This is a genomic window from Paenibacillus faecis, from assembly GCF_008084145.1.
Lineage (GTDB): Bacteria > Bacillota > Bacilli > Paenibacillales > Paenibacillaceae > Fontibacillus > Fontibacillus faecis.
In genome coordinates this window covers 387,164-400,076 of record NZ_VSDO01000006.1, presented here as the reverse complement: position 1 = coordinate 400,076, position 12,913 = coordinate 387,164, and the positions used below count along the sequence as shown (strand labels likewise).

Here is a 12,913-nt window from a genome sequence, read left to right as displayed (position 1 = left end):
CACCTTACAAGGTGCCTTTCGCTTTATTATAACAGTGAGGTGGCGAACTTCATTTCGGGAAAGCGGCTATCCGGTCCCTTCATTAAGTTTCCGCCTTGATTTTTAAGATGCATATCGAAGAAATCCAGCATATAGGCATTGATGACGGCGTTCGCTCTTTCGGGTGCAATCTTTCCTGTAACGCCCAGCATTTTGAAAATAGGAGAAATGAACTGGACATCGGTAAAATTCAAATGCTCCGCATTGTCGATATAGAGGACTTGCCCCCCTGCGCCGACCGCTTCGCGCATCCGTTCAAGCTCCAGCTTTTTATCTTCCGTTACTTGATCCATCCACTCTCTTGTTGAACCCGTCCGTTCAAGCTCTTCATCCGTGTAAACCCGGTTGTCCCTCACCATTTTTAATCGTTCATATTCGGTTGCGGAGTGGATGAATAAAAACGGCTTTTGCAGACCCTCTCTGTCACGCAGACGGTAAAGCCCTCCGTCCAAGTCGATTCCAGCCGTGATTCGCGGATCGTAAGCGGCGTCATAGGCCGTCGCTCCGCCGATGGAATGACCGAACACCCCGACATGCTTGAGATCCATTTTCCCTTTAAAACGACTTGGAATCTGCCCCGATTGAATAAGCTCAAACTGGTCTAGCGCAAAAGCCACATCATCGGTTAACACTTTTCCCAATTTATCGCGATTTCCGTTTTCGGTCCGATAATCGTGGTCTGGCGAAAATAAGTCGTTGGTTGTGCTGGTCGTGATTCGACCGTCCGGAAATTCGGTTGCGAATGTATTGAAGGTATGATCGATCACGGCCACGATATATCCGTGACTCGCAAGATTTTCGGCTTGCGACGTATGAAGGAACCTGGAAGAGCCGAAGCCGGGATTCGCAAGGATCAGCGGGTATGAAGTCTGTGACGAAGAGACTTCGGCCCCCGAATAAGCATGACTGGGTACGTATTTCAGGTGTTGAAAAGTAAAGCCGGGAAGGCCGTAGTTCGCCGCCATATAACTTAAAATCCGGGTATCGGGGATAAAGGAGGCGTACTGGCCGGTTCCGGTTTGAGCCGGATACCATACCTGAACCATCAATTCTCTCTTACCTGTCGCGGTTGAGCCAAATGTCTCCTCCCTGTTTGAATCGACGAAATGAAAAACTTGCGTGCCTACCTTAAATTCGCCGGTTGGCGCCGGAAGGTCGAATACGGGGAACACATACTGGAAGCACGCCGTCCCGATTAACCCCATCCCAATAAAAAGGCGGCCCAGCACCCTGCGAATTCGCGAGGAAGTCCGAACGGCTTTCTGCTTCTTGAAAACGTCGATTAGCGAAAGTATAAGCATTAGAATCGTAAATCCGTATAAAAATAAAAGCTGAACCCTGTATCCTTCAACAAGTAAATGTATCCCTAATAAAAAGGAGCCTGCTCCGCTTGTCAGGAGCAGAGCCGATCTGCGGATACGTGGATTGACAATGAACAGGAGCGCCAACAAACAAGCGCTCGTAAAGAATAGCAGCATTTCAAAAAGCCTCACGTCAACTCCCCCTAAAAACAAATCCCATCGATGGACAGAATCAGTATACAGGAGCAGCCAGGTTGATACTATTGATCCAGATTACAATTTCCTTAAACGCTCTGTAAGGTTGAACACTTACTTGAAAAAGATGCATCTATAAAGCTTATTCAAGTGAGAAAGTAATTTTATACCGGGTTCCTTGATGAAGCTTACTGTTTATTTTAATATCTCCACCATGAGCTATAATGATTTGCTTTGCAATCGCCATTCCTAATCCTGTTCCGGAATTATTGACAGTTGCGTTTGTCCCCCGGAAGTATCGGTCAAATAAGTGTTCCAAAGTTTCTTGATCCATACCGACTCCATCATCTTCAATTACTACGAGAATTTGTCCGGGATGAGACAGGTCTTCATGAAGCATGATCTTAATTTTAGTTCCGGGTGGGTTATGCTTGATACTATTGGCAATTAAGTTTTCAAATGCTCGATTTAAGTATTTTGATTCCATCTTAAGGTACATTTGTTCTCTATTCGTTTCAAATAAAAACGCCTTGTCTTTTGATTCTGGTAAGCTCTTCAGTTGTTCCAAGATATCTTTAAGGACATTTACAAGGTTTTTTTGCTCGAGTTGCATCGGAACAGCATCATTTTTCAACTGAAAAGTTAAGTTGAAGTCTTCAATTAGTTGTTCCAAATACGCTACTCGTTCTTCCATGATTTTGGAAAATTGACGCACCTTATCTTGTTCCCAATCATATTCTTGTGAAGATAGTAGTACCGTATATCCCTTGATTACAGACAAAGGGGTCTTAAGATCATGTGAAACCCCTGTAAGCCATTCTTCCCTTGTTTTTTCTAATAACTTTCGTTCCTCCGTATTTCTCTGAAGATGGGATGTAAGCTCAGAAAGGGCTAGCATCAATTCCTCATATATTTTATATTCGGTTTTATTTCTCCAGCGTCTCTTGGATTTTAAATTCCAATTACGATTAAAAGGTTCTTCATATTTTCCTTTAGAAAGATTTTCAATCCAAGAAACAATATAGAGTAGAGGAGCACCTAATTGTCTTCCAAAAAATAGAGCAATTAAAATACCAACTACAATAATGGCAAGAATCCATAGATTATTCGCCCAGTATAGAAAAGGATTATTATCTGTCATCGGTTTCCCTAAAACCCACGTTAACTCCCGAGCATCAATCGTTTTATACCAAGTAGATAGCTGATAGCCCTTTTTAGCAGGATACAAGTAATCAGATACTAGTTCGCCAGGAATATAATGAATTGGTATACTTTGGGGTTTATTAAAAGAAAAGATCTCATCCCCCTTATCATCCAGAACTTGTACCCACATTTTATTTTTTCTTAAATCTTCTTTTATCTTCGAGTCTACTGAAACTCCTTGATCAATGATATTCGTATTGTCCACTATTTTACTAATAGATAATCGTGGAGTTTCAATTTTGTTATGACCAAGAAAGAAACTGAAAAGAAGAATGCTGATCACGATAAATAAACCCCAAGTCAGCATTAACCAGAAAAGACGTGAGACGAAGTAATGGGCGACACGATTTCTTAATTTCACGATACATCCTCATCTGTAGCTACCTCAAATATATAGCCAAGTCCGCGAACTGTTTTTATCCATTTTGGTGTGCTAGGATCTTCTTCTATTTTTTCACGTAAACGTCGTATATGTACCATCACTGTACTATCCCCACCAAAAAATTCTCCCCATACATCCTTATAGATTTGATGTTTACTCAAAATTTGGTTAGGGTGTTCGCAAAAATAAAGTAAAAGTTTCATTTCCTGAGTAGGACATTCTACTCTTTCCCCATTCACAGTAAGTTTTCCTGTATTAGGATCTATTTTAAAAAAGCCGAAATCATAAATCTTTTTTCGCGAATACGGGGATGGAATTTTAGTAGAACGTTTTAATTGTGCTTTTACTCGAGCAACCACTTCCAATGGATTAAAAGGCTTTGTAATATAGTCATCTCCTCCGAAACTAAACCCCTGCAATTTATCTAAATCTGCGGTTTTAGCTGTAAGGAACAGTATAGGTACATCGGTCTCCGAACGAATTTTGTTACATAGCGTAAAGCCATCTGTATCAGGTAACATGACATCTAACAAGATAATGTGCGGGTTGTTTTGCGTTGTTATGAAATGCGCCTCTGCTCCATTAGTAGCAGTTAGGCAGTTTTGAAAACCTTCCTTTTCAAAAACGGTTAGTAATAAATCCAAAATGTGTTGATCATCATCCACCATCAAAATTTTATGATCCTCAAGTTTAAAAGTCACATTTAACTCTCCTTCCGATCTCTATGATTATTTTACATGAAAGCCGATTAAAAAAAGCTATTGAGATAAGAATTAAGACTCCGTTTAGATTTCATAATAATCAAAATACTTATATAACGCTTGGTGTTCTAAGAATGTAAATCGTTTCGGGGAAATTAACGGGGACAATCCGTTAAGCGGATGTTTAGGAAAAGTTTCATTCTTGTTTAGTTAATTTCATTTACGATAGAAACGAGGTGAGGAACAGATGAATGATCAAATTTTACTGACAAATGATCTAACCAAAAAGTATAAAAAGCACACGTCGGTAGATGGATTAAATTTGCGGATCGAACGTGGCCAAATTTATGGATTTCTTGGACCCAATGGGGCTGGAAAAACAACAACGATTCGGATGCTGCTGGGATTGATAAAGCCAACAAAGGGGGATATTGAAATTTTTGGTCAAAACCTGAACAATAACCGCCTACAAATTTTACAACGGATTGGATCGTTGGTGGAGTCCCCAACTTACTATGGAAACTTAACCGGTCGTGAAAATTTGGAAGCCGTTCGCCGGTTACGGAATCTCCCGGAAAAACGCGTAAATGAAGTGTTGGAAATCGTTAGATTAACCAAGGTGGCTAACAGGCTGGCCAAGGAATATTCGCTTGGAATGAAGCAGCGTCTAGGGATTGCCGCAGCATTGCTTAGTAATCCGGATTTATTAATACTGGACGAACCGACTAACGGTCTAGATCCGTCTGGTATCCAAGAGATCAGGGAGCTGATTAAAGAATTGCCGGGGGCAGGAATGAGTGTCCTTGTATCTAGCCACTTGTTGAGTGAAATAGATCAAATGGCAACACAAGTAGGGATCATTAATAATGGGAAAATGATATTCCAAGATTCGATTGAACGCTTAAGGCAAAAACGGAAACCGCTACTTAAAGTTGGAGTTAGTGATGTAATGAAAGCGAATGAATTATTAAAAGAGCGAAACTTGAAGACTGATTTACAAGGTGATTTCTTGTGGTTATCTCAAACCGAACCAGCATTTGTTTCAGAAATCAACTCAATTCTAGTTTATTCGGGTCTATCTGTATATCGACTTGAAGAGGTGAAAAGAACACTTGAAGATATCTTCTTAGAATTAACGGGTACCGAGGGAAGCTTATGAAAAATATATTACGGGCAGATAGATTAAAATTAAAACGCTCATCGTTATTCACTATTGTTTTATTGATCCCGTTACTGATCTTGGCCTATGAGCTGGTGAATATCACCTATCGTTCTGAGCTTGTTGAACAACAGGTTGAGATGTTCGGTGCAGGTTCTATGTGGATGTATTTATTGTATGACAATAGTTTGTTATTTGGTCTAGGCTTCCCGTTGGCCGTTACACTGGCTGCCTCAGTGATAGCAAATATTGAACACCAGGCGAATGGATGGAAACAAACCCTTTCCATGCCTATATCAAGAGGAAAAATTTATTTGAGTAAATTTGTTTGGCTAGCAATTAGTCTGTTCTTTTCCACCACTATTTTTCTGATTGGTATGGTTTTACTAGGAAAAGGACTAGCATTTGAAGGAGATATACCATGGGGCTTATTAATCGGCGACTGTTACGGTATGTTGATTACAGTATTACCAATTATGGCCTTTCAATTTTGGTTATCCATGACGATTAAAAATCAGGCGTTCTCCATTCTTATTGGATCCGTTTCGGCTATTATGGGTCTATTTTCAGCTGCTGCTCAAACGACAAGGTGGTTCCCTTTAGCTTATCCAATCCAATCATCAACGGTTATTTTGCAATATGAGGGCATAGGAAATAATCCGGATTTTTCAGCTTTTCTCGTCATCAACCTGATATTAGGTATAATCCTTATGTTTATAGGTTCTAAGCATTTTGCTAAACGGAATGTCCAGTAAGGGGAGATTACTTTGAAAAACGTCTTATATGTAGAACGGTTAAAATTAAAACGCTCCAAGTTGTGGCTACTTCACTTCATAGGTCCCCTTTTAGGCGTATTTCTGGCTTATATTAATTTCTTTAAAAACTATGATCTTTTTATGCAGCCGGGAGATAATGAATGGCTTGAAGCGTGGACACAAGTAGCGCTATTTATGGGTCCTTTTGTACTACCGATCATGGTAGGGATATACGCAGCCGTTGTGTGCAGGAGTGAACATATCGGGGGTGGGTGGAAACAACTGTTGGCCCTACCGATTAAACACTCAGAAATATTTTTAGGGAAATTTGTAACGGTAGTAAAAATGGTGATTTTTACAATGCTAATCTTATTCATCTTTTTTGTGGGTTTTGGTTATATAAAAGGAATGGAAGGGAGTCTTCCAATATTTACAATAATTGGATTCGTGATTAGAGGCATTTTAGCGTGCTTCCCATTGATTCTACTACAACTAATTATATCCATAAGAGCAAAAACATTCGGTATACCCTTAGCGGTTAGTATTGTTTTTACTCTCCCGGCTATTATTGTTGCCAGCACACCTTTAGGACAGATTTATCCTTGGACACAGCCTATGCTAGCGATGTCACCTGAAGATGAATCACCTATTCAATCCTATTTTTTATTTTATACACTAGTGATTGGAATTTTCATAGGTTTACTGATATATGGTTTACGTAGTTTTATAAAACGGGATATAGCTTAACTGACCCTAGACCAGCTTCAACGTGTCGGAATCGGTCCCGGTATCTCTATAATAGCGAAAGGCGACCTTCCGACACGGAAGGTTTTTTTGTGGAACAAAGCCTTGACAAATCATGGCGAACGAATCATAATGCATATATGAGCACATGATCATATATAAATAATAAGGATGTGATGAGATTGGAAGCGAAGGAACATGCATTTTTAACGGAAGAAGAAGTCGAGTCGGTTTCGCAAATTTTTAAGGCCTTGTCGGATCCGACACGGATCAGGCTACTGTATTTGCTTTCGCAGGAGGAATGCTCCGTCAACCATATTGCCGAGGTGCTGGACATGTCGCAATCGGCGGTATCCCATCAGCTAAGTTTCTTGCGGAACAGACGGCTGGTCAAGAAGCGGCGTGAAGGCAATATGCTGTTTTACAGCTGCGATGACGAGCACGTCATTTCACTTTTGCATCAGGCGATCAACCATTGTGAGCATTAGAGAAGGGGGCAACCACTATGCATAACCATTCCCACCACGGGCACAGTCACCACGGCCACGATCATCATGGCCATCAACACGATCTCGCCAGGGAAGGAAACAAAAAAGGGCTGGCTATTGCCCTGACGATTACCTTCGGCATTATGTTCCTGGAATTCTTCGGCGGACTTGTCACCAACAGTCTTGCGCTGCTGTCCGACTCCGGGCACATGTTAAGCGATGCCAGCGCGCTTCTTTTAAGCCTGATCGCTTTATGGTTCTCATCCAAGCCGTCTTCAGCGAAGCGGACGTTCGGGTTTCATCGATTTGAAATTTTGACGGCGTTATTCAACGGAATCGTCCTGTTCATCATTGCCGGCGTTATCGTATGGGAGGCTGTACAGCGTTTTGATCATCCGCCCGAAGTAGCCAGCGGGTCCATGATGCTTATCGCCTCGGTCGGGCTGCTTGCGAATATCGGCAGCGCCATCGCTTTGATGCGAAAAGGGGATGTAAAGAACAATCTGAATCTCCGCAGTGCATACATCCATGTTATCGGCGACGCCTTGGGATCGGTGGGAGCTATTGTGGCCGGGATCGTGATGATGGTCTTCAAATGGTATCTGGCGGATCCGATCATTTCGATTCTTGTGGCGTTGTTAATTTTGAAAAGCGCGTGGGGAGTCATTTCCCATACGATTCACATTCTGATGGAGGGGGCGCCTGCCGCCATCGATCAGACCGAAGTGAAGAACGCGCTGCTTGCCATTGAAGGGGTGGAGGATGTCCATGACCTTCATATCTGGACGATCACATCAGGCTTCGATTCCTTGAGCGGTCACGTGCTGATTCGAGACGGTGAAGATAACCAGATCATTCTGCAAAAGGCGATTCACATTCTGGAAGAACAATTTCATATTGAGCATTCCACCATCCAAGTGGAGACGGCTAAAATACATCACGGTAAGCTAAATTGCTAGCAGAAGGAGCAGACAGATATGCGCGAATTGGACGTTTTGGTGATCGGGGCAGGACAAGCCGGGCTTGCTATGGGGTACTACTTGAAAAAATCGGAGCTTTCGTTTGAGATATTGGGCATGGAAAAAAGGATCGGGGATACCTGGAGAAACCGATACGATTCCCTGATTCTGTTTACTCCCCGCTGGTACAGTGCGCTCCCTGGGGTTTCCTTGGCGGGGGACCCTCAAGGATTGGCAAGCAAGGATGAAATGGCGGATTACCTGGAGAAATACGCGGAGCATTTTGAACTGCCCGTTAAGCTGGAGACACAAGTGCTGTCCGTTGAAAAAGATAACGAATTTTATATCGTAAAAACGAATAAAGGCCCCTATAAAGTCCTGAATTTAGTCATCGCGACGGGACCTTTCAGCAAACCTCATATTCCGCAGATGGCTGACGGGCTTTCACCGGAAATCTTCCAGATACATACTTCAAGTTACAGGAATGTCGGGCAATTGCACCCGGGAAATGTATTGGTTGTCGGCGCCGGCAATTCGGGAGCGCAAATCGCCGTCGAGCTCGCCGGGGATCGGGAAGTTCATTTATCCGCCGGACATCCGCTTCATTTCTTCCCTTTGCGACTTGCGGGGAAAAATATCTTTTGGTGGTTTCGGATGCTGGGAATCCTCGATCGGGAGAAGGGGAGCAGGCTGGGGGATTTTTTGAGCCGTCAAAAAGACCCGATATTCGGGACGGAATTGAAGCGGGCCATTGGAATGAATGGTGTGCGGATTAGGCCCCGAACGATCTCCATTGACTCGAATACAGTGACTTTTATGGATTCGACGCAGCTCCGGGTTGATAATATCATTTGGGCCACGGGATTTGTACCGGATTACGGTTGGCTCCACATTCCGGGCGTTCTCGATGGACATGGGCGACCTGTTCATCACCGGGGGATCAGTCCGGTCAAAGGACTGTATTACCTTGGCCTGCCATGGCTTACCAGCCGGAAATCTGCGCTTATTGGCGGCGTGGGAGACGATGCGGAGATGATCTATAACAAGCTTATCTCCGAATATAAATCAACATATTTCATAAGCTGAGCGATACCCTGGAACTGCAGGGTTAACCGGCTGTTTAACTTATGCGAAGCCAGTTGAAAGGAACGTTCGACCTTGGCAAAATCCTGCGTTTCCAATTCATTCAACAACTGTTTCATGTGGTCCATGTAATAGATCGTTTTCCTCAAGCTGCTGATGACGATAATTTTCCTCAATTCAGCCAGGGAAAAGAGCCGATATCCGTTCTCCCCGCTCCGTTTCGAAACGATGAGCCCTTCTTGTTCCCAATGCCGGATCGCCGAAGGGTTGACCCCGGCAATTTCGGCCACTTCCCCGATCGTCATCGCTTCCGTAACCTTTACGCCCTTGAATTGGTGAAATCTGCGGTTCGGATCATGCCCATGATGTCTTCCATTCGCTGCTTTTCCGTCTGAAGCTGATACAATTGCCGGTTGAGCAGCCAAAAAGCCGCCTCTGTTTCCCCGTGCTTCATTTTCCTCATTGCCTCATAAGCTACGGGAATCTCGAATCCCTTTAATAAAGCTCTGACCGCCTTGAAGGCTTGTACATGAACAAGACCGTAGCATCTTCGGTTGCTGGGCGTGCGGGGCACATCGGGGATCAACCCTAAACCTTCGTATCTTCGCAAGGTGGTCGTGCTCACATGCAATTCGTGGGCAACTTGGGAAGGGGTAAACACGATACTCATAAGAGTCACCTCAAACTTAAAGTATAACCTTCAAGTGCTATACCAACATTTAAAATGAAGATTCCCGGAAAATCAAGGGGAGCTGAGCGTCAAACCGAAAGATTGCTTGAATGTTATATGATGGTAGTATCTACGGGATTAAAGGAGTGTAAATGATGACGAAAACGGTGCGATTAAACAACCATTCCGAAATCGAGGCGGGATTGGCCGGCGATCCCAAAAATAAAACAATCATGCTGCCGATCGCCAAAAAGTCGGCCACAGGGGAAGAAGCTGAAATATTAAAGCAGTGGGGAGTCGACCCGGAGTTGGGTAAACGCTTTGTGGACGGGCTGTCCGGACAGTTTCAAGTGTTGTACTTTGATTACGAAGGTCATTTATTTCAGCATCCGGAACCCGACCGTCTTACCGCGGATCATATCGCTTGCGATTTGTTGCAAATTGCGGATGAGATGGGAATCCGGAGCTTCAGCTATTACGGTTATTCCTGGTTAGGGTTGATCGGGCTTCAACTGGCGTTAAGGACGGACCGGCTGGAGAGTCTGATCATGGGCGGTTTCCCCCCTTATGAAGGGCCTTATGAGGAAATGCGGATTGTGACCGAAAAAACCTACCGTCTGGCGGAAATGTTCCATGCGGATCATGCGGCTTCAGAGCCGTATCAGAGTCCGGAAGAGACGGATTGGGACCAAATCGAGGTATCCATGGATCCGCGATCCGCGAAACAATTTCTTACGCTTTACCGGAGCTTCAGCGGTTTTGACGATCGGCTTATTCAGGGAGAGCTCAAGATTCCTAGGCTGGCGTTTGCCGGGGAGGAAGACACGATCGTGTATGGTGAAAGATTCGGGAATGTTACGGTAGATATGGCCGGTCTCATAAAAAAGAACAGGACATATTTGGAAATGCTTGGATGGAATATTGAAATCCTGCAGGGAAAAGGAATGGATCACACCAAAGCGATGCAGCCGGCAGCGGTGTTACCCCTGATTACGCCCTGGCTGATGAGAAATCTGAAGTGAAAATGCTGCTTGGATGGCGCGCCTGAACACCGCTTCCTCTAAGATTCATCCAATCGGGATCGGCTATTTGCCGCAGTTGGGAGTTAGCGGCTGGAAGTCACATTCAGGGGAGTTTGTGTCTTTATAAACGTATACCGGAAGCCGCCGTCTGAAGACTAATGGTCTTAGGACGGTTTTTTAGTCGGACAGTCGCGGAGGCGCCGCCTTTTCTCAACTCGCTTTATTATCAACTTGGGGTATGTTACTATAATAACAAATAAGTCGCAAGTCATATGATAACATATGATATGATAATGACTTGCAGAATCGGGCCTAGTTTATTTCCGAAGGAGAAAGAAAACAGATGAAATTGAATGTGTCTAGCCAAAGTCCACTCTATCTTCAATTAAAACAAATCATTAAAGACGATATTTCCAGAGGCGTTTACAAAGCGGGTCAAAAGCTGCCCCCTGAAGCGGAAATCGGAAAGACCTACGGAGTGAGCCGCATTACCGTTCGACGAGCCATTACGGATTTGGTGGAAGAGGGGGTTTTGCATAGTCAACAGGGCAAAGGCAGTTACGTGCGTGAACTGAAGGAGAAGCGAGAGTTGATTTCGGTGGGAAGCTTCTCCGATATGACGACTATGTCCGGAAAAACACCAAGCTCGCAGATCCTTTCGAATCTCGTCATTGAAGCGGACGACAAACTGGCAAGCACTTTTAAAATCCAGTTGAACGACCCGGTGCTTAAGCTGCATCGCCTTCTGTTCATCGATAATCAACCTTTTATTATCGAAACCTCCTTTTTTCCGCTGGATATCCTGCCGGACCTGGAAAAACATATTGGCGAGTCACCCTCCACTTACCACATATTAAAAGAACGTTATGGAGTTGAACCTGCCTTCTCGGAAAAAACGCTGGAGGTTATTCTCGCGACGGAATACGAGTCAAGCTTGTTCCATTGCGACAGGGGAACGCCTCTTTATTTACTCGGAAAAATTACTTATGATCAACAGGACAGACCGGTGCACTATTCGCAATCCGTTTATATGTCCAGCAAGGTCATTTTTACAATCAATTCGGGAAAACGCAAGTAGACGAGCAATCCCAGTGGGCTCTCTATCTTTACTCCTTCCAGGCGAGGAGCAGAGATGGGGGGCTTTTTTTCTTGACGTGGTCTTGTGTTCTCTGTATTAATTATTATAATACAACAAATAACAAGTTGGGGTGGTGCCGAATGAGACTCGTTGCAATCGGAGATAATGTGGTCGATTATTATCAGGACCAAGGCTTGATTTATCCAGGAGGAAACGCCCTCAACGTAGCTGTGGCCGCAAAAAGAAACGGGGCGGAATCTTGTGCGTATATAGGCATTCTGGGAGATGACCGGGCTGCTGCGCATGTCTTTGACTGTATGCGCCGGGAGGATATCGACACCTCCCGAATCCGCCGCGCCTATGGACCTAACGGAGAAGCGAGAGTCACGCTGAACGAGGAAAGGGATCGAATTTTTATGGGCACAAATCGTAATGAGCGCATAACTTCCCTGCTCCAGCTTAAGCTCACGGAGGACGATATTTCTTATATCGGCGGTTACGATTTGATTCATGCGAGTGTAAACAGTGATATCGAGCACGAGCTCGAGGGCTTGTCCCATCTGCCCGTCGCCTTTGACTTTTCCACGCCCAAGCGTTGGAATGAGCTTTACTTAAAACAGGTATGTCCGCATATCGACTATGCTTTTTTCTCGGGGAGCGAGTTGACCCTTGCAGAGATCGGGGATCTGATGGCCTGTGTGCACGGATATGGAGTCAAGGTCATCGGAGTGACACGCGGGAGCGAGGCTGCTCATTTCTCGGCGGAGGGAGTTCGGTTTGAGCAAGTTCCGCTAGCCGCCAACGTGATTGATACAATGGGGGCGGGGGATTCGTTTATCGGAGCGTTTTTGTCCGCCTATCATGGAAAATGGAAGATGGAAGAGGCCCTTCAGAAGGCGGCACGTTCGGCAGCCAGGACATGTGAAAACTACGGCGCATTTGGTTACGGAATTAGAAAATAGGAATGATTACAAGGAACAATGTTAGTATATCTAACATTGTTCCTTCTTTTTTTGAGGAAACATCCCAATAAATGGGTTTATGAAAGATTATGTAACATAGAGAAAACACTTACATTGAAATTTATCGTTGACTGGTGTTGTATAGAGATGGTATATCTTATAATATAACAAC

The 12,913-nt window shown here is 44.2% G+C and carries 14 protein-coding genes; 9 read left to right on the top strand and 5 right to left on the bottom strand.

Annotated elements, in window-relative coordinates:
• Positions 1 to 26 precede the first annotated feature (26 nt).
• The 3 genes from FRY98_RS27020 to FRY98_RS27010 form a co-directional block, all read right to left on the bottom strand.
• On the bottom strand, positions 27 to 1,532 hold the full coding sequence (locus tag FRY98_RS27020) for an alpha/beta hydrolase family protein (protein WP_148457805.1): 1,506 nt from the start codon (positions 1,530 to 1,532) through the stop codon (positions 27 to 29).
• A gap of 145 nt (positions 1,533 to 1,677) precedes the next feature.
• A complete protein-coding gene (locus tag FRY98_RS27015; protein WP_148457804.1) occupies positions 1,678 to 3,099 on the bottom strand; it encodes a sensor histidine kinase in 1,422 nt (473 codons plus the stop codon).
• Complete coding sequence (locus FRY98_RS27010; RefSeq protein ID WP_148457983.1) at positions 3,096 to 3,788, bottom strand: response regulator transcription factor; 693 nt, start codon at positions 3,786 to 3,788, stop codon at positions 3,096 to 3,098. Before FRY98_RS27010 ends, FRY98_RS27015 begins: the two co-directional genes overlap by 4 nt.
• Before the next feature lie 280 nt (positions 3,789 to 4,068).
• Here FRY98_RS27010 and FRY98_RS27005 point away from each other — a divergent pair, with 280 nt between their 5' ends.
• The 6 genes from FRY98_RS27005 to FRY98_RS26980 all read left to right on the top strand — a co-directional run bounded on the left by FRY98_RS27005 (position 4,069) and on the right by FRY98_RS26980 (position 9,012).
• Positions 4,069 to 4,980: an ABC transporter ATP-binding protein gene (locus FRY98_RS27005; protein WP_148457803.1), complete on the top strand. Its 912-nt coding sequence runs from the start codon at positions 4,069 to 4,071 to the stop codon at positions 4,978 to 4,980.
• Entirely contained in the window at positions 4,977 to 5,735 is a 759-nt protein-coding gene (locus FRY98_RS27000; protein WP_148457802.1) for an ABC transporter permease, read from the top strand. The genes FRY98_RS27005 and FRY98_RS27000 overlap by 4 nt, the downstream gene beginning before the upstream one ends.
• Positions 5,736 to 5,747: 12 nt before the next feature.
• Complete coding sequence (locus FRY98_RS26995; RefSeq protein WP_148457801.1) at positions 5,748 to 6,482, top strand: ABC transporter permease; 735 nt, start codon at positions 5,748 to 5,750, stop codon at positions 6,480 to 6,482.
• 173 nt (positions 6,483 to 6,655) lie between these two features.
• A complete protein-coding gene (locus FRY98_RS26990; protein WP_211373374.1) occupies positions 6,656 to 6,967 on the top strand; it encodes an ArsR/SmtB family transcription factor in 312 nt (103 codons plus the stop codon).
• A gap of 17 nt (positions 6,968 to 6,984) precedes the next feature.
• On the top strand, positions 6,985 to 7,926 hold the full coding sequence (locus FRY98_RS26985) for a cation diffusion facilitator family transporter (RefSeq protein ID WP_148457799.1): 942 nt from the start codon (positions 6,985 to 6,987) through the stop codon (positions 7,924 to 7,926).
• 18 nt (positions 7,927 to 7,944) lie between these two features.
• Positions 7,945 to 9,012 (top strand): flavin-containing monooxygenase, encoded by a 1,068-nt coding sequence (locus FRY98_RS26980; protein WP_148457798.1) that lies wholly within the window; start codon positions 7,945 to 7,947, stop codon positions 9,010 to 9,012.
• Here FRY98_RS26980 and FRY98_RS29370 read toward each other — a convergent pair.
• Both FRY98_RS29370 and FRY98_RS29365 read right to left on the bottom strand, forming a co-directional pair.
• Entirely contained in the window at positions 8,964 to 9,314 is a 351-nt protein-coding gene (locus FRY98_RS29370; protein WP_338114629.1) for a MerR family transcriptional regulator, read from the bottom strand. The genes FRY98_RS26980 and FRY98_RS29370 overlap by 49 nt on opposite strands.
• A gap of 14 nt (positions 9,315 to 9,328) precedes the next feature.
• The gene (locus tag FRY98_RS29365) at positions 9,329 to 9,679 is read right to left on the bottom strand and encodes a MerR family DNA-binding transcriptional regulator (protein WP_338114628.1); all 351 of its coding nucleotides are present in this window, start codon (positions 9,677 to 9,679) and stop codon (positions 9,329 to 9,331) included.
• Positions 9,680 to 9,834: 155 nt separating this feature from the next.
• Here FRY98_RS29365 and FRY98_RS26970 point away from each other — a divergent pair, with 155 nt between their 5' ends.
• The 3 genes from FRY98_RS26970 (at position 9,835) to FRY98_RS26960 (ending at position 12,741) form a co-directional block, all read left to right on the top strand.
• Positions 9,835 to 10,701 (top strand): alpha/beta fold hydrolase, encoded by an 867-nt coding sequence (locus FRY98_RS26970; protein ID WP_148457797.1) that lies wholly within the window; start codon positions 9,835 to 9,837, stop codon positions 10,699 to 10,701.
• A 343-nt stretch (positions 10,702 to 11,044) separates the two neighbouring features.
• Entirely contained in the window at positions 11,045 to 11,779 is a 735-nt protein-coding gene (locus FRY98_RS26965) for a UTRA domain-containing protein (RefSeq protein WP_148457796.1), read from the top strand.
• Between the two features lie 125 nt (positions 11,780 to 11,904).
• Entirely contained in the window at positions 11,905 to 12,741 is an 837-nt protein-coding gene (locus FRY98_RS26960) for a PfkB family carbohydrate kinase (RefSeq protein ID WP_263639245.1), read from the top strand.
• Positions 12,742 to 12,913: the final 172 nt, after the last annotated feature.

What these genes read in the sequence shown, in the direction of transcription:
- FRY98_RS27010 (WP_148457983.1), bottom strand. Translation starts at nt 3,788, where the DNA reads ATGGTGGATGATGATCAACACATTTTGGATTTATTACTAACCGTTTTT.
- FRY98_RS29365 (WP_338114628.1), bottom strand. Translation starts at nt 9,679, where the DNA reads ATGAGTATCGTGTTTACCCCTTCCCAAGTTGCCCACGAATTGCATGTG.
- FRY98_RS26980 (WP_148457798.1), top strand. Translation starts at nt 7,945, where the DNA reads ATGCGCGAATTGGACGTTTTGGTGATCGGGGCAGGACAAGCCGGGCTT.
- FRY98_RS26970 (WP_148457797.1), top strand. Translation starts at nt 9,835, where the DNA reads ATGACGAAAACGGTGCGATTAAACAACCATTCCGAAATCGAGGCGGGA.
- FRY98_RS26965 (WP_148457796.1), top strand. Translation starts at nt 11,045, where the DNA reads ATGAAATTGAATGTGTCTAGCCAAAGTCCACTCTATCTTCAATTAAAA.
- FRY98_RS27005 (WP_148457803.1), top strand. Translation starts at nt 4,069, where the DNA reads ATGAATGATCAAATTTTACTGACAAATGATCTAACCAAAAAGTATAAA.
- FRY98_RS26985 (WP_148457799.1), top strand. Translation starts at nt 6,985, where the DNA reads ATGCATAACCATTCCCACCACGGGCACAGTCACCACGGCCACGATCAT.
- FRY98_RS27000 (WP_148457802.1), top strand. Translation starts at nt 4,977, where the DNA reads ATGAAAAATATATTACGGGCAGATAGATTAAAATTAAAACGCTCATCG.
- FRY98_RS26990 (WP_211373374.1), top strand. Translation starts at nt 6,656, where the DNA reads ATGAGATTGGAAGCGAAGGAACATGCATTTTTAACGGAAGAAGAAGTC.
- FRY98_RS29370 (WP_338114629.1), bottom strand. Translation starts at nt 9,314, where the DNA reads ATGACGATCGGGGAAGTGGCCGAAATTGCCGGGGTCAACCCTTCGGCG.